The following is a 15,940-nucleotide window of genomic DNA, read 5'->3' as shown; positions in this document are numbered from 1 at the left end:
ATCAATCTTTCCTGACGTGGGAATGTTGTTCCAGCTGGGCCAGTTTTTCCGTGCTGTTGAGCACGTCATTCAGGATGTCTTCCAGTTTGTCGTTGCCGGCCAGCTTGTTGCGCAGGTCGGCCAGCTTGGTGCGCGCCTCGAGCAGCTTGCGCAGCGGCTCGACCTGCTCGACCACCGCTTCCGGGCGGAAATCGGCGATCGCGCGAAATTTCAGCTCGACGCCGAACTGGCCGCCAGCGGCGCCCAGTTCATTCGGCACGCGGAAGGTGGCGCGCGGCTCGATGCCCTTCATCACTTCATCGAAATTGTCGCGGTCGATATCGACGAACTTGCGGTCCTTCAGGCGCTTCTGCTCGAGTTCGGAATTGCCGCCGAAATCGCCCACCACGCCCACCACGAAGGGCAGCTCCTTGTTTTCGATGGCGTCGCCGATCTCGACGTCATAGGTCATCTGCACGCGTGGCGGGCGTACCTTTTGCAAGCGCTTCTGCACACTATCTTTTTTCGACATGACATCCCCCTCCCAAATATTGGCGGCATCGGCGATGCGCCTGTTGAACTGCGGCGTACCTGTGCCTGGCTGGCTACTTCAGGGCATTGAATGGATTGGCGCTGCCCTCATCGGCAGTGCGCTTGCTTGGCTGCTTGCGCGACGCGCGCACGGGCGGCTTGTCCGGCGGCGGCACCAGCACGGTTTCACCCAGGCTCTCGCGCAGCAGCTTGGCCAGGTCCTGCGATTCCGCGCGCAGCGGACCGGACAGGTTGTTCTGGCGGCTCAGGTCGGCCAGCGCCCGCGTCGACAGGCGCAGTCCGCTGATGGCGATCACGCTGTTGGCCAGCTTGTCGGCAGGATCGCGCACCAGCACTTCCTGGGCATTGAGGATGGCTTCACCATACTGGCCCGCATCGTAGCGGCTTTGCGCCATGCGCACCCAGGGCTGCTTGTCGGCGGGCGCCGCGGCGGCCGCCTCCTGCCACAGCGCCAGCGCCGCCGCCTTGTTGCCCGTGTCCACCGCCTGCGTGGCCTTGGCCATCAGCTCTTCCAGCGTCGGCGCCACGACGGGCGGCGGCTTGGCCACCGGCGCCGTACTGCAGGCGCTGAGGGTAAAAGCACAGGCGATAACTGCAAGCGTGCGTAGCGAAACCAGGCGTGTCATGTTGAGCTTTCCTTCAAAAAAGAAGACGGTTTTGGCGATTGAAAAGTTGCTTTTTATAGTTGCTAATTATTTATTTTTCGGAGCGTAGCATGATTTCAAAATTCACTGCGTTCGATAGAAAATACGCGAAAACTCACACTACTTACGCTAAAAACGTACCGTACGCACCATTCTTCAAGATAATGTTAAGGTTCTTGCAGTTGCGAAAAAAGCACCAAGTTGCGCGATGCGAAGCATGATTTTCAGTCGCTGCCGCGCGCCTCACTGTGTCTGGCATAGAGGGCAATTCATGAGCATGGCAAACAAATTGTTATGGGGCGAAGGGCTGTTCCTGCGGCCCCAGCATTTCCAGCAGCAAGACCAGTACCACGAACAGCGCCTGCACGAGAGCGTCAAGGCGCTGCACCCGTATGCGTGGGGCGTGAACCAGTTGCAGATCGACCGCGATGCGCTGGCGAACAACAGCTTGCGCCTGCTGGAACTGTCGCTGGTCTTCCAGGACGGCGAAATCTACAATGCCGCCGGAAGCGACGACCTGCCCGACGCGCTCGACCTGGGCAACTTGCCGTCGTCGCTGCAATCGGTGACCTTCCACGCCGCCTTGCCGGCTTTCAAGCCATTCGGCGGCAACTTCGCCGCCAGCGGCCAGCCCAACAACGCGGCGCGCTACGCCCAGGCCAATCTCAGCACGCCGGACCTGTACACCCAGGCCGCACAGGCCGAACTGACCTACCTGAAAAAAACCCTGCGCCTCGTCGCCGATGCCGAACCGCGCGATTCCTACGTCAGCTTCCCCCTGCTGCGCCTGCGCCGCCTGTCGACGGGCGGCTTCGAGCAGGATCCGGCCTTCGTGCCCCCCAGCCTGTCCATCCGCAGCGCGCCCCTGCTGTTCCTGCAGCTGCGCCGCCTGATCGACGCGCTGCAAGCCAAGGTCAACGCGCTGTATGGGCATCACCGCGAGCCGAGCAAGAGCGTGATCGAATTTCGCTCCGGCGACATGTCCTCGTTCTGGCTGCTGCATACGGCCAGCGCGGCCTACGCCTCGCTCAGCCATTACTTCCATCATCCGGCGCTGCATCCGGAGCGCCTGTACGAACAGCTGCTGGCCCTGGCGGGCGGATTGATGACCTTTTCACGCAGCCATGCGCTGGCCGACCTGCCGCCGTACCGGCATGCCGATCCCGGACCCTCGTTCGCCCAGCTGCACGCCATGATCCGCGAATTGCTCGACACCGTGATCTCGTCGAAATACTTCGCCATCGCGCTGACGGAAACCAAGCCGTCCTACCATCACGGCAAGCTGGACTCGGAAAAGATCGATGCCAAGACGGCGTTCTACCTGGGCGTGTCCGCCGACATGGCCGGCGTGGAACTGGTCGACGTGGTGCCGCTGCGCTTCAAGGTGGGCGCGCCCGACGACGTGGAAAAATTCGTCCTGTCCGCCCTGCCCGGGGTGCGCCTGCAGCATGCGCCGCAGGTGCCGGCCGCCGTGCCGGTGCGCCCCGACATGTTTTATTTCACCATCGAGGCCAAGGGCCAGATGTACGAACGCATGCTGCAGGCGCAGTCGCTGCTGGTGTATGTCCCTTCCGGCATGCGTGAACTGAAACTCGAACTTGTCGCCGTCACTTCCTGAGGTCCAACGATGCACTCCAGCGCCCCCCCTTCCCTGATGTCCGGCAGCCAGGCCGCCTATGCCGCCAGCATGGCTGCCGGTCCCGGCACCGAACACACATTGATGGACTTGATGTACGACGGTTTTTACGCCCTGTTCATGCTGAAGAACGGCAGCGGGCCGCAAGACAATGCCGATTTCATCAGCAAGATGACGCACTTCCTCGATGAATTCAGTCGCGGCGCGAAAAAACAGGGCGCGTCGGCGGACGACATCGACGCCGCCAAATATGCGTTCTGCGCGGCCGTCGATGAAATCATCCTGCGTTCGCCCTACAGCATCCGCGACGAATGGGCGCGGCGGCCGTTGCAGCTGGTGCTGTTCGGCGACCAGCTGGCCGGCGAAAACTTCTTCATCCGTCTCGAAGCGCTGCGCGCGCGCGGCAGCGCGCACCTGCAGGCGCTCGAGGTCTTCCACATGTGCCTGCTGCTGGGTTTCCAGGGCCGCTACATCCTCGAAGGCCCGGAAAAACTCAATTACCTGACGGCGCGCCTGGGCGACGAAATCGCCCAGATGAAGGGCAAGAAAACCGGCTTCGCCCCGCATGCGGAGCGGCCCGACCAGATCATCCACAAACTGCGCAACAACGTGCCGCCATGGGTACTGTGCTCGGTGTTCGCCCTGATCTGCGCACTGGGCTACCTGGGACTGCGCACCATGCTGGCCAAACAGACGCAAGCGCAGATCAATGCCTACAACGACATCGTCAAGCTGGCGCCGCGCGTGGCTAACCTGAGCATTACCCTGCCGTGATGGGCGACGCACAACAAACCCCCGCGGCAACGGGCCAGTTCGGCACGGGCCTGAGCCAGCATGCACGGCTCATCAGCCTGGCCACGGCCCAGCAGTCCGGGCAGCCGGAATCGCTGATGGCGGAACAGTTCGAAGGCCGCGAGGCCGTCAATGAACTGTTCCGCTTCGAGGTCGACGCCCTGAGCACCGCGGCCAGCCTGGACCTGGCCTCCTTCATCGGCGAAGAAATGACGCTGTGCCTGCTGCAGCCCGACGGCAGCCAGCGCGCCTGGCACGGCATCTGCACCGATTGCGCCTGGCTGGGCGCCGACGGCGGCGTGGCGCGCTACCGGCTGCGCCTCGAACCGGCCCTGGCCCTGCTGCAGCTGCGTCGCGACAGTTACATTTTCCAGGACAAGAATGCGCGCGACATCGTCACCGAGCTGCTGGCCGACTACCCGCAGCTGCGCTTCGCATTCGATGTCAGCCAGGCGCTGGCCACGCGCGCCATCTGCACCCAGTACCGCGAAAGCGACTTCGATTTCTTCGCGCGCCTGCTCGCTGCCGAAGGCCTGAGCTGGCGCTTCGAGCACGACCAGCCCGGCGGCGCGCAGGACAGCGGCGATGGCCAGGCGCAGGCCAGGCACAAACTGGTGATCTTCGACAGCAAGGCCACCGCGCCGCAGACGCCGGGCGGCGCCGACATGCGCTTTCACGGCGTGCGCGCTACCGATACGGACGACGCCATCGACCGCTTCGGCGCGCGCCGCCAGGTGCAATCGAACGCCGTCAGCATCAGCAGCTGGGACCCGGCGCAGGTGACGGCGCCCGCCGCCGAGCAAGTCTCCAGCCTGGAGGCCGGGCAATTGCCGCAGCTGGCCGTGTATGACGGTGCCGGCGAGCGCCTGCACGCCGACCGCGCGGCGGCCGGGCCGCACAGCGAGCGCATGCTGCAAGCCCTGGAGCTGGACAACAAGCAGTTCGACGGCGCCGGCGCCGTGCGCCGCCTGGCCGCCGGCCACGCCATGCGCCTGCTGCAGCACGAGCAGCATGCCGATGACGCCAACGCCTTCACCGTGCTGTGGGCCGAGCACCAGGCGCGCAACAATACGGGACCGGCCGGCGCCAGCCTGGGCGACATGCTGTCGAGGCTGGCCAGGACGGCCGGCCTGGGCGGCGTGGCCGACTGGATCGCCGGCCAGATCGAGCCGGGCACCTACCGCAACCGCTTCGGCTGCGTGCGCACCAGCGTGGCCATCGTGCCGCGCGCCACCGCCGCGCGTGCGCCGGCCGTGGCGCTGGGTCCGCAGACGGCGCTGGTGGTGGGCCTGGCCGACAGCGTGGCCACCACGGGCCGCGACCACCAGGTGCGCATCCAGTTTGCCTGGCAGCGCGGCAGCGCCGCCAATCCCGGCGGCCTGGCGCACAACACCGACCAGCAGGGCAACGCGCCCGGCAACGAGGCGTCCGGCGCCTGGGTGCGCGTGGCCGAAGCGCTGGCCGGCCCGAACTGGGGCTCGCAATTCACGCCGCGCCTCGGCACCGAAGTGCTGGTCGACTTCATCGAAGGCGACATGGACCGCCCGCTGGTCGTCGCCCAGCTCTACACGGGCAGCGACACGCCGCCGTATGCGGCCGGCGAGGATTCTGGCGTCAACCACGCGGGCGTCCTGTCGGGCATGCACAGCCACAATTTCGATGGCGCCGGCTACAACCAGTGGGTGCTGGACGATACCCAGGGCCAGCTGCGCACCCGGCTTGCGTCGAGCAGCGCCGCCACCGAGCTCAATCTGGGCTACCTGGTGCAGCAAGGCGCCAGTTCGGCGCAACGGGGCAGCTACCGCGGCAGCGGCTTTGAGTTGCGCACCGATGCCTGGGCCATGTTGCGCGCCGGCGAAGGCATGCTGCTCTCGACCACGGCGCGCGCGCGCCAGGGCGCCGGCGTGGCGTCGAGCCAGCTCGACACCAAGGAGGCGCTGGCCCTGCTGCGCGGCGCCTGTGAACTGAGCAAGGCGGTGGCGACGTCGGCAAGCCAGCAAAAAGCCCTCGTCAGCAAGGATGCGAACCAGGCGCAGCTGGACATGGCGAAGCAGATCGACCCGCAGCAGGATGGCAAGTACCAGGCCAGTGTCGGCGGCCAGGAAGCCAGCAAGGCGGGCAGCGGCACGCGCGCGCCCGATACGGCGCAGCCCGTGGAACGCTACGCCCAGCCGCTCGTGCTGATGGAGTCGCCCAGCAGCATCAACTGGGCCACGCCCGCGTCGACCGTGCTGTTCGCGGGCCAGCAGCTGCACTGGACGGCGCAGGCCGACCTGCACATGACGGCCGGCCAGACGGTCGCCTCGGTGGCGGCCAACGCGGCCACGCTGTTCAGCCAGGAAGGCGGCATCAAGGCCGTCGCTGGCAACGGCCCCGTCTCGCTCGAAGCGCATACCGACCAACTGGAAATCCTCGCCGATCAAGCCGTCACGGTGATCTCCGTGAGCGACAGCATCGACATCAAGGCCAACCAGAAAATCGTCCTGCAGGCGGGACAATCCTCGATCACGCTCGAAGGCGGCGACATCACCTTCCGCTGCCCCGGCCATTTTACGGTCAAGGGCGGGCAGCATCTCTTCAACGGCGGCGCCAGCGCCGCAGCCGGCCTGCCGCCGTTGCCGGACAGCCGCTTGAAACTGTTCGACGAAGGCTTCGTGCTGAAAGACCGCGACACAGGCGAACTGATGGCGCGCCAGCCGTATCGCGTCAAGCGCGCCGACGGCAGCATCGAAACGGGCATGACGGACGCCAGGGGCCTGACCCACATCGTGGCCGCTGCCGCCGTCGAGGCGCTGGTGATCGAACTGCTCAAGTCGCCGGGCCAGTTGCCCGAGACGGAGAACGGCCCAGACCCGGCTCCTGCGCCCAGCTCGGACACGCGCGCCAAGGCGCCCGCTCCCGGCACGACGGCCAAGGCGCCGCCCAACCCCGAACCGAAATTCAAGGCAACGGGTACGTCCAGCACCAGCCCCGTCGACAACAAGCAGCGCAAGGAAGTGCTGATCAAGCGCCCCGCCTGCTGGATCGCCGACTATGAAAAGGAGATTAGCGTCTCCAGCGTGCCGCGCTACAACAACACCTTCGGCGCCACTGGCGCGCCGCATAACTATTTCGACACCGTGCGCTACAAGATCTACGTGCCCGTCAAGTCGAATACCGGCATCATCGCCGAATTGCGCGTCAAGGTGATCACGGTGCTCGAGCCGGCCGACCAGGCGCTGGAAGACCGCGAGAAGGGCACCCCGCAGGCCGCCACGCGGGCCAAGCAGCGCGCCGCCGTCATCAAGTACGTCAAGGGCATCGCCACCACGGGGCTGGAAAGCCACTGGAACAATAAATTCCAGATGAAAATCAGCGATCCGGAATGCGGCACGCGCACCCTGCCCATCATCTACCGCGTCGTTTATGTGGAGAGCAACGAGCACTACGTCATGCAGATCCACAAACGCTACGACCGCGAAAGCGTGACGGGGACCATCATCGACGTGTCCGCCTCGACCGATGGCCAGACACACGCCCATGAATTCGGTCACTGCTATGGCCTGCCGGATGAATACTCGTATGTGGAAGGAGACGACGAGACCGTCAAATACAAGAAACCGGACGGCAGCTGGGATGCGCCCGTGCCTTCGCTCTCGGACGATGAGGAACCGGAACCGGCCGCTGCCAACATCATGAACTCGGCCGGCTCCATCGTCATCCGTGACCGGCATGCCTGGCAGATCGCCATCGAAGTGCAGGACTTGCTACGGACGAAAATAGGACGGCAGATCAAATGCGATATCATCCTGAACGGCTCCTAATCGCACTGCTCGCAGTGTCCCTACAACTCCCAGGAAACGCCATGCCGAACGACATCCTCTCCATCAGCGCCCACTGCATCGATAATCCAGCCTGCATTTTCACGGGCAGCGACATGCGCATCGAGGTGGTCATCAAGAATATCGGCAATGGGGAAGTCGGCTATCCGCTCCAGTACATGCAAGCGCGGGGGCCCAATATGCGCCTGATCGACAACGCGAGCGAACAAAGCCAGGTATTGAAGACGGGCCTGGCCAATCACGCGCTCAAGCGCGCCTTCACCCCCATCGCGCCGGGCCAGTCGATTGCGCTGCAAAGCGTCATCAAGCACACCGAGCTGCGCATGTTCCGTACGGAATTCGTCGACGTGACGGCCGAAATCGGCGTCTCGGCCGGCATCCAGACGGCGGGCAGCGAGGAAGCGCTGCCGTTCAAGGGCGGCGCCAGCCTGAAGATCATCGGCAGGGATACGCTCGAACGCGAAGCGCAGCGCCGTTAATCCGCTAGAGCACCCGCATCCGCATGCAGCTGGCGCCAGAACGGCGCGGCGGGCCAGCGCTGCTCCCAGCCGTAATACTGCTGGCGCTGCGCCAGGTACTGCGCATGGCGCAGCGCCACCGTGTGCGCCACCGCGTCCAGGGTGGCATGGCCGGCGATGGCGCCAGCGGCCGCCATGCCGTTGGCCAGCGCCTTGACGATGCCTTGCGAGGTGACGGGATCGTAGGCCGAGGCGGCGTCGCCGATGGCCAGCCAGCCGTCGCCATACAGTTGCTCGAGGCAGTAGGACGGCGCGGGAAAACTCTGCACGCCGCCTGCCAGCGGCACGGCGCCGCGGGCCAGCGCAGCCGTATTGGGCGCGGCCGCCAGCCCTTCCAGCCAGTGCGCGGCATGCTGCAGGCGCCGCGCCTTGACGGTGGCCGCGTCGCTGTAGAACGCCAGCAGCAAGGTGGCGTCGGGCAGATGGGCGCCATACCACCAGCCATGTTCGACCGCTTCCAGGTGCGTCAGGCCAGAACGGGGGGCGTCGGGCGCGGCGAAGCGCATGGCCAGGCAGACCAGCGGCAGCGTTTCGACCTTGCGGCTGCCGCGCTGGCGCGCGAAGACGGCGCGCGTGCCGCTGGCGTCGACCACCACATCGGCATGGATGCTGGCCGGTCGCAGGTGCGCCGGATCACCCAGCATCAATTCCAGGGCAAAGCCGCCGCCTTGCGCCGGGGCCGACGCGACCAGGCTGGCGCGCAGCAGCACTTCCGCCCCGCGCAAGCGCGCCTGCTGCGCCAGGAAGCGATTGAAACGGGACCGCTCCAGATGCCAACCGTGGCCCAGCGGATGCAGCAGCGCGTCGTTGTAGCCGCGCTTGTCGCTGCCCCACCAGGAACAGCTGCCATGGCAAGGCGCATGCGCCTCGGCGAAAAAATCCTGCGCAATGCCCAGCGCGTGGAATAGCCGGTTGGCTTCGGGCGGAATGCTTTCGCCGATGCGAAATTGAGCGTAGTCGCCCGCCTCGATCACGAGCACGTCGTGCACGCCATGCTGCGCCAGCGCCAGCGCGCAGGCGCAGCCCGCCGGGCCGCCGCCGACGATGGCGACCCGGTAGCGCTGCCGCGATGGCCCTGCCGCACCGGGACTGTCTGCGGCCGCCATCAGGGCTTCGGTTTCGGCTGCGGCTTCGGCCGGTACACCTTGTCGATGGCCGTGTTGCGCCAATACTCGACCAGGTTGCTTTCATCGCTGTCGAACAGGCTTTCGACTTCCAGGTAGTAATCCTTGCAGATGGCCTTTTCGCCCGCCTTGCGCGCAATCGCCGTGCTTTGCACGACCACGCCGATGCGGTGCCAGTTCAGCAGGAACTGCGCGCGGTCCTGGTAGCGGCCCACATGCATGGCGGGCCGGTCGATTTCCGCATTTTCCGGGGTGGTCGACGGCACCCCATCGGCCCGCGTGCCCTTGCCGCGCACGGAATAGCGCGGCGTCGCCAATTCGCCGCCATTGGCGACGACGTCGTCATACGTGTACACGGCCACGGGCCGCTGCGCCGGCCAGGAGGAATACAGCAAGGTATTGTAGCCATTGCCATTGAGCGCCGTGGCCGCATCGATCGCCTGCTGGTTATTCAGCACCGTGCCGCCGGGATTCGGATCGGGCAAATGCGTGGCGCACGAGTTGTAATCGGTATGCCACGGCAAGGCCATGAACTTCGACACGTCGCCGGGCTGCAGCTCGCCGCCGCGCAGCGGCATGTAGCCGGCGCCGAGGAACGGCTGGTCCCTGACGGCTGCCGCGTAATCGAGATGCTGGGCATTGAGGCGGAACGGGCCGCCGGCATCATGGCGCCGCCACGCCTGCCGGTACAGGCCGGGGTCGCGCACGATAAAACCCATCTCGATGCCGGGGCTATAGCGGCCTCCCAGGCAGTTGAACAGGACCGTACGGTCGAGCGCTTCGCCCGCGCCCAGCAGGAAATCGCCGCTGTCGGCCACATAATGGCCATGCGCCCACTGGTCCATGAAAAAATACTGGGCCCGGGTCAGGGTCAGCAGGCTGCTGCCCGCATCGCCCAGCGACAGCGGCATTTGCGGCTTCAGCGACGGCGCGCCCGTCTGGTCGGGATGGCGGATGAAATTCATGATCGGGTAGGTCAGGCCTTCCGCCTTCATCTTGCCCAGCAAGTCGTGCTCCTTGATCGCCCTGGCCGGCAAGCTGGTCGTCCAGCGCTGCAGCGACGCCGCGCGCAGGATGGGCTGGACATCGGTGCTGAAATTGCTCCGGTAGCCAGTCTGGTAGCGGCCGTCCGCATGGACGGCGGGCCGCAGCGCCATCTTTTCCAGCCAGGTGCAATACAGGTCGTCCCACAGCGATACGACGTTCGCCGTTTGCGGCGCGTACGACGGGTCGCTCGATATCACCCAGGCACTGCCCTCGACGCTGCGCGCCGTGCCGTCGGCAAAGAGCAGCATGGCCGTGACGGGGCCATCGGCCACGTCATCGAACCAGTTGTCGTTGTTGACATTGTCGTGCAGGACGGCGGCGGCCGAATAATTGCCTTGCGCGTCGAAGCCGCAGGCCTTGCCATAGCCGCCCAGCACCAGCAATCGTCCATTCTTTTCCGTCGTGATGGCGCCCAGCGAGGCGATGATAGCGCCAGGGCCCTGCGCCGGCGCGCCAGGCTGCCCGCCGCGCGGGAACGACACGGGATAGTCGGGCAGGCTGCGCACGGCGCCGCTGGCCGCATCCGCGCACGACGGCGGCGTCGATGTGTCGAACTGCTGCACGCCCTGGCGCGAAGCCTGCACGGTGCGCGGTCCGGGATCGATGACCAGCAGCTTCAGGCGCAGCGGGTCGGCCGGCGTGCCGAAGTGCGGCGAGCCTGGCGTGCCGAAGGCCGGATTGCGCAGGGCTGGCGCGCGCTGGTTTTCAAACGGCGCCACGCCGTCCCCACCCTCCCAGCTATTGGCTTTCTTGTTGGCCAGGTGCACGGTCCAGACGATGTCCTTGACGATCTTGCCATCGACCATGCTGCCGATGGCCACTTCGGCCGCCCCGCCCCGCCGGCCCAGCGGGTAGCTTTCCACGCCGTCCGCCGCGTCGAACGCATATTGGTAAATCCGGAAGCGGGCCGCCTGCCGCTTGAGCTTTCCGCCGGCGTCGCGCAACTCGGTGCTGGCGATGGTCGTGTCTTCCGTGCCGGGCCGGATCGGCAAGCCTCCCGTGCCATCCTGGCCATCGAGCGGCATGCCGGCCAGGCTTTCCGGGCCCAGATAGTATTCTTCGCTGTTGCCGACGCGGGCGATGCCGATGGCCGGGTGAATTCTCAAACCTGTGTATGCCATGCTGAACTCCTGATCATCAAGGGTGTCTGTGCCGGTTGGCCTGAGAGTCACGGCTGCATGCCGTCCCTGACCCACTGGTCGAAGATATCGATGCCTTCCTGCGGCATCGGCCCGTCGGGCGGCATCGGATGCGGCGCGGACATGACATACTCGCCTTCCCGCCCTCCCGGTGCGCGCAGGCGGTGCCCGGCGTCCACCCGCCATTTTGCGTTGCGGCTGTCATAGTCGTAACCGTGGATGGCCACCTGGATTTGCCAGGCAAACGCCTTCACGCTCGCATAGTCATTCAGGTACAGCCGCTGCACGCCCGTCGACTCGGGGTTCGACAGCTTGATCTTGTTCATGTCGGCCACGTAGCGGGAAAACAGGCCCTGCACATCGCGCTTGAAGCTGGTCCGTTCGCTCATGGCTTGCTCTCCTCATACTTGGGTTCGGCAGGTTTGCGGCGGTCGACGACCTGGATCACGGGCGTGGAAAAATCGCCTTGCCGTATCAGGCCGCGGCCCTTGTCATTCGTGGTGATGGCCGCCGTGATGCGCCAGGCCTGCCTGCGCTTCTTGGGAACCAGGCTGTCGACGATGCCGGTGATATCCGTTTCGATGACATATTTATCATGCTGGTGGGCGCCGGACAGGGCCCAGTGGCTGGTGCTGGTGACCAGGTAGCGGTCGCGGAACGCCTTGTCGCCGATGCGCGCAGTCACCTTGGCGGGATACAGGTAGATATCGGCCTGAAAACTATAGTCCTCGTCCGCATGCGCGCGGTCCAGCACCATGTTCGCCCGCTTGTCGCTGGCCACCCGCCGCGCCGGGATCGTGTAGGCGCTGGTCACGGTGAGGTCGGGCCTGGCGACCGCGCCATCGGCCGCATCGTCGCTGAGCAGGGCGGCGAACAGGCTTTTCTGGTTGTCGCCGAATACAAACCCCGCCTGCTGGTGCCGGTCGATCAAGGCCTGGATATCCTTCTTGCGGGCAAACTCGCCGCCATAGCGCGGCTGGAAGCCATAGCCTTGCCGGAGGGTGTCGAAGTACAGCACCGCCTGGCCCATGTTGGCCGTGTAGTCGCCCGAATCGCTGCGCTGGGCATCGCCGCTGCCGGCGCTCCAGCCGACGGGCCGTGGCAAGCTGGCGTCCTGTTCGCTGCGCATGAACGCCGTGCGCCCGCTGCCGCGTATGCCGGCGTCGCCATGCTCGTCCAGCCACTTCTCGAAACTGTAGTCGAGGAAGTTATGGAAGGCATAGAACAGCGGATCGAGGCCGGCCGTGACGTTGTCGCCCATATTGCCGCCCATGTAGGTGGCGTGCATGTGATTGTGGATCTTCGTCTCCAGGTTGCCGCCGCCCAGGCTGCCGTATTCGTCGCCGCCAAAATCGGCCCAATCCATGTAGTAGATCTGGTAGGCCAGCAAGTTGGGGGAAGCCGTGGCCAGCGAGCTGTCGAGCCCCTCCCTCTTGCGCGTGGCATCGTACAGCGGCGAATCGACATCCTCGAAGGCTTTCGGATAGCGCACGCCGGAAGGCTTGCGGGTGAAGTTCCAGTACGGCAGCGCGACGTTGCGCGTGCTGGGGCCCCGTTCGCCGTTCGGGTCGGCCGCCTGCAGGGCTTGCTCGTAAAAGTACAGCTGCGCCCGGTGCCATTGCAAAAAGGTGTTCTTCTGGTGCTCGCACTCGCCCGGGAATTCCTCGTGGGCATTGTCCTCGGTCGCCACCTTGTCGATGAAATAAGCAATGTCGCAGCTGTTGCGCGTCGGATCGCCCAGCAACTGCTTCAGCCTGTCGCCGGGCAAGGCCGCCTGGCGGTCATTGAAGACGTCGACGGAGGTGCAGTTATGCACCCAGGCTTGCCACAGGAAGCCGCGCCGGTCATACACGTTTTCCTGGCTCTTGCGTTTCATCTCGCTCACCGCATGCTTGAAGGCGTCAAGCTCGGCCGGGGTCAGTTCATCGATATTCTTGCGGTAGCGCACGACGCGCGCGCCGCCCGGCTCCGCCTGGGCCTGCAATTCCGGGCGACACGATACGGTAACCTGCGCCTGTACCGCGGTGCAGACACCCGCGCACAGCAAGCCGGCCAGGAGGGGAAGGATGGAAGTTTTCATGCGTAACATGGGCAGTTGCTCCAAAGACAGGTTGGGAAAGGCGGAAGCGCGCCGGACGCGCTGCCGCCAGGAACGGTCAGTGTCCGTGTCCGCCCGCGTCGCCGCCGCCCTTGCCATCCGGCAGTACCACCTTGACGTTTTGCATCATGCCCTGGTCTTCATGTTCGAGGATGTGGCAATGCAGCACGTATTCGCCGATGTAGCGCTGGTAACGCGTGGCGATCTCGATCTTGTGCTTTTCGATCACCAGCAAGGTGTCTTTCCACGTGCCGATCAGGTCCTTGTATTGCGCATCGACCGCGCCGCCGTCGGTGCGGCTAATGCCGATGATCTGGAAGGGGTTGACGTGGATATGGAAGGGGTGGCTGCCATTCTTCGAAGCGAGCTCCCAGATCTGCTCGGTGCCCAGCACCAGCGTGTGGTCGACGCGGTGCGGGTCATAGACATACTTCAGCTCGGGTATCGGCGAGTCTTCCGGCTTGCCTTCCACCATGAAGCGGGCCTTGCCGCCCAACTTGGCGATATTGAAGGTCACATACTCCTTCTTCTTGCCGCGCATCGCGTCCTTTGCCGCCGCGCTGAAGCCCGCATGCGGGACGAACTTGCCGAGCTTGAGACCATTCTCCAGGTCGCCAAGGATCGTGCTCTTGACGCTATCGGGCAACTGGGCGCCGGGCAGGCTCTGGACGGCATTGCGCAACTCGGCCAGCAGGAAATCGCGCGGCGACTCGCCCGACCTGACGCGTGCGGATGCCTTGGTGTTGGTCTTGGCGGCGATCACGCCGATCAGGCGCGTGTTGTTGACGTCATGCATCGTCGTCATGTTGTTGACGTTGGTTTCCGCATATACGCAATAGGCGCCGGCTTTCGGCAGCGAGAACAGGATATCGCTGCGGTAGCCCGGCTGCAGGTAGTTCAAGGTCTTGGGGATGATCCTGTCGTGCGTCAAGCCGTCGCTGGCCACCTCGAACTGCGTGACGTCCTCGCCATCGCATAGCTCCATCACGTCCTTGTCCTGGTTGGCCACGCTGAGCGCCTTGAACAGCTTTTGCGGATCGTTCGCGCGGCGGATGCGCAGCACCACGGTTGCCTGGAAACCCGTGTCGATCATGCGCCAGCGGTACAGGCGCTGCGTCTTCATCTTCAGCACCGGCTGCACCTTGCCGTTGACGGAGGTATAGCGGCCCGACTTCAGCCAGGCATTCGGATCGTTGACCTGACCGAAATCCTCCAGCACGCCTACCCCGTCCGTGGCGCACGGCGTCGTCGGCGTCAGGCTGTTGCTGGGGCAGTCATAGGGAATTTGCTGCAGCAGCATCACCTCGCCGGCGCTGCCGCTGCCGTCGTCGGGCTGGAATGGCTTCAGTATCACATCGAGGTCGCCATTCGCCGTGGCGCTCGGATAACGGTCGCCTTCGACCACCAGCGCGCCGGCCATGCCGCTGGCGACCTGCATCGCCGTCGCGCCATGCTGGTGCGGGTGATACCAGAACGTGCCGGCCGGATGGTCGATGGGAATATTGTATTCGTACTCGAAATCCACGCCAGGCTTGATCGATATCAACACGTTGTCGCTATTGCCCGAGGGCGAGACCCACAGACCATGCGAGTGCAGATTGGTATCGTTGAAGCAGCCAATGGGACGCGCTGCATTGATATCGCTCGTCGCGCACTGCTCGTCCGGCAGCGCCGGCAACTGGTTATGCAGCTTGAAGCGCACGGTTTGCCCCGGCGCCATCACCACGGTGGGCGCCATGAAGGTGGCCGCATTCTCGTCGCGTCCATCGAGCGCCAGGCCGTCCGTCTGCTGGTAGGAGCGCAGGCGCACCTTGTCATGCTTGGCCGTGGTCGGGTTATAGATGCTGCCGTTGGCATAGCGGATGTACAGGTCGTACGCTTTCTCGTACTCGTCGCGCTTGCTCGCCGCGCGCGTGGCGGGCCTGGCGCGCGCCTTCAGCTTCGGCGGCTCCTGCAGCAGGCGCAGCTCGAGTTTGGGCACGGACTGCAGGTTCAGGTCGACATTCAGATTGACCGTGCTTTCCGCGGCGAAGGCGGCACTGCAAGCGAACGGCATGGCGGCCAGGCACAGCGACACATACCTGCGGGGAAGGCGGTGGGACATGACAACTCCTCGATTGGACTGGACAATGGAAGCATGGCGGGGCATGCGTATTTTTATTAATAACATTGCCATTATCCATAATGACAAAGAGTCAATACTCACACTAAGTCACTTGTTGTATTTATTGCTGAGGTAACTGGGGCCGACGGGCGAGCTGGCTGCTGGAGCCTGAGATGGGGGGGACGGCGTTGGCCGCTGCGCGGCCAACGGCCCGCGCGGAGCGCGGTGGTTGGGCCATTCGGAGAGGGCTGGGCCGGCACGGCCCCGCCCTCTCCGAATCCCACAGTTCCGTCCAGACAAATAAAAAAGCCTCCCGCAGGGGAGGCTTTTTTATTTGATTCTGGCGGAGACGGTGGGATTCGAACCCACGATACAGGTATAAGCCGTATGCATCCTTAGCAGGGATGTGCCTTCGGCCACTCGGCCACGTCTCCTAGCTGATTACTCAACTATGTCTCTGTAGCTAACTGCGCTGCAGCGACGAAC

At 64.8% G+C, this 15,940-nt stretch carries 11 protein-coding genes and 1 tRNA gene; 4 read left to right on the top strand and 8 right to left on the bottom strand.

Going from position 1 to position 15,940, the window contains the following annotated elements; all coding sequences use genetic code 11:
* Window position 1: 1 nt before the first annotated feature.
* The gene (gene tssB, locus O3299_RS02575) at window positions 2-511 is read right to left on the bottom strand and encodes a type VI secretion system contractile sheath small subunit (RefSeq protein ID WP_077402277.1); all 510 of its coding nucleotides are present in this window, start codon (window positions 509-511) and stop codon (window positions 2-4) included.
* Window positions 512-584: 73 nt separating this feature from the next.
* The gene (locus tag O3299_RS02570; RefSeq protein WP_251351918.1) at window positions 585-1,157 is read right to left on the bottom strand and encodes a hypothetical protein; all 573 of its coding nucleotides are present in this window, start codon (window positions 1,155-1,157) and stop codon (window positions 585-587) included.
* A 289-nt stretch (window positions 1,158-1,446) separates the two neighbouring features.
* Between O3299_RS02570 and tssK the strand changes: the two genes are divergently transcribed.
* The 4 genes from tssK to O3299_RS02550 are packed head-to-tail and all read left to right on the top strand — an operon-like array spanning window position 1,447 to window position 7,903.
* Window positions 1,447-2,793 (top strand): type VI secretion system baseplate subunit TssK, encoded by a 1,347-nt coding sequence (gene tssK / locus O3299_RS02565; RefSeq protein WP_099664665.1) that lies wholly within the window; start codon window positions 1,447-1,449, stop codon window positions 2,791-2,793.
* A 9-nt stretch (window positions 2,794-2,802) separates the two neighbouring features.
* The gene (gene icmH / locus O3299_RS02560; protein WP_099664666.1) at window positions 2,803-3,585 is read left to right on the top strand and encodes a type IVB secretion system protein IcmH/DotU; all 783 of its coding nucleotides are present in this window, start codon (window positions 2,803-2,805) and stop codon (window positions 3,583-3,585) included.
* Complete coding sequence (tssI, locus tag O3299_RS02555) at window positions 3,585-7,406, top strand: type VI secretion system Vgr family protein (RefSeq protein ID WP_305061422.1); 3,822 nt, start codon at window positions 3,585-3,587, stop codon at window positions 7,404-7,406. The genes icmH and tssI overlap by 1 nt, the downstream gene beginning before the upstream one ends.
* A gap of 41 nt (window positions 7,407-7,447) precedes the next feature.
* Window positions 7,448-7,903, top strand: a complete 456-nt coding sequence (locus O3299_RS02550) for a hypothetical protein (RefSeq protein ID WP_099664668.1) — start codon at window positions 7,448-7,450, stop codon at window positions 7,901-7,903.
* Here the strand turns inward: O3299_RS02550 and O3299_RS02545 are convergent.
* From O3299_RS02545 to O3299_RS02520, 6 genes are all read right to left on the bottom strand, one after another.
* Window positions 7,900-9,048 carry an FAD-dependent oxidoreductase gene (locus O3299_RS02545; RefSeq protein ID WP_305061421.1) on the bottom strand — a complete coding sequence of 383 codons (1,149 nt, stop codon included), beginning with the start codon at window positions 9,046-9,048 and terminating at the stop codon, window positions 7,900-7,902. The genes O3299_RS02550 and O3299_RS02545 overlap by 4 nt on opposite strands.
* On the bottom strand, window positions 9,048-11,234 hold the full coding sequence (locus O3299_RS02540) for a LodA/GoxA family CTQ-dependent oxidase (RefSeq protein ID WP_305061420.1): 2,187 nt from the start codon (window positions 11,232-11,234) through the stop codon (window positions 9,048-9,050). The genes O3299_RS02545 and O3299_RS02540 overlap by 1 nt, the downstream gene beginning before the upstream one ends.
* 47 nt (window positions 11,235-11,281) lie before the next feature.
* Window positions 11,282-11,641 (bottom strand): hypothetical protein, encoded by a 360-nt coding sequence (locus O3299_RS02535; protein ID WP_289906656.1) that lies wholly within the window; start codon window positions 11,639-11,641, stop codon window positions 11,282-11,284.
* A complete protein-coding gene (locus tag O3299_RS02530) occupies window positions 11,638-13,341 on the bottom strand; it encodes a tyrosinase family protein (RefSeq protein WP_305061419.1) in 1,704 nt (567 codons plus the stop codon). The genes O3299_RS02535 and O3299_RS02530 overlap by 4 nt, the downstream gene beginning before the upstream one ends.
* Window positions 13,342-13,408: 67 nt before the next feature.
* Window positions 13,409-15,454: a multicopper oxidase family protein gene (locus O3299_RS02525; RefSeq protein WP_305061418.1), complete on the bottom strand. Its 2,046-nt coding sequence runs from the start codon at window positions 15,452-15,454 to the stop codon at window positions 13,409-13,411.
* Between the two features lie 341 nt (window positions 15,455-15,795).
* Window positions 15,796-15,888, bottom strand: a tRNA-Ser gene (locus tag O3299_RS02520).
* Between the last annotated feature and the right edge of the window lie 52 nt (window positions 15,889-15,940).

The sequence above is a fragment of the Janthinobacterium sp. SUN176 genome (genome assembly GCF_030587335.1).
GTDB classification, from domain to species: Bacteria; Pseudomonadota; Gammaproteobacteria; order Burkholderiales; family Burkholderiaceae_D; genus Janthinobacterium; species Janthinobacterium kumbetense.
Note: the sequence above shows the minus strand (reverse complement) of the source record. Positions and strands in the feature narration are given on the sequence as shown.

Coding starts and splice junctions, on each gene's coding strand:
- O3299_RS02530 (WP_305061419.1), bottom strand. CDS start 13,341: ATGTTACGCATGAAAACTTCCATCCTTCCCCTCCTGGCCGGCTTGCTG.
- O3299_RS02570 (WP_251351918.1), bottom strand. CDS start 1,157: ATGACACGCCTGGTTTCGCTACGCACGCTTGCAGTTATCGCCTGTGCT.
- tssK (WP_099664665.1), top strand. CDS start 1,447: ATGAGCATGGCAAACAAATTGTTATGGGGCGAAGGGCTGTTCCTGCGG.
- tssB (WP_077402277.1), bottom strand. CDS start 511: ATGTCGAAAAAAGATAGTGTGCAGAAGCGCTTGCAAAAGGTACGCCCG.
- O3299_RS02545 (WP_305061421.1), bottom strand. CDS start 9,048: ATGGCGGCCGCAGACAGTCCCGGTGCGGCAGGGCCATCGCGGCAGCGC.
- O3299_RS02535 (WP_289906656.1), bottom strand. CDS start 11,641: ATGAGCGAACGGACCAGCTTCAAGCGCGATGTGCAGGGCCTGTTTTCC.
- O3299_RS02550 (WP_099664668.1), top strand. CDS start 7,448: ATGCCGAACGACATCCTCTCCATCAGCGCCCACTGCATCGATAATCCA.
- O3299_RS02525 (WP_305061418.1), bottom strand. CDS start 15,454: ATGTCCCACCGCCTTCCCCGCAGGTATGTGTCGCTGTGCCTGGCCGCC.
- icmH (WP_099664666.1), top strand. CDS start 2,803: ATGCACTCCAGCGCCCCCCCTTCCCTGATGTCCGGCAGCCAGGCCGCC.
- tssI (WP_305061422.1), top strand. CDS start 3,585: ATGGGCGACGCACAACAAACCCCCGCGGCAACGGGCCAGTTCGGCACG.
- O3299_RS02540 (WP_305061420.1), bottom strand. CDS start 11,234: ATGGCATACACAGGTTTGAGAATTCACCCGGCCATCGGCATCGCCCGC.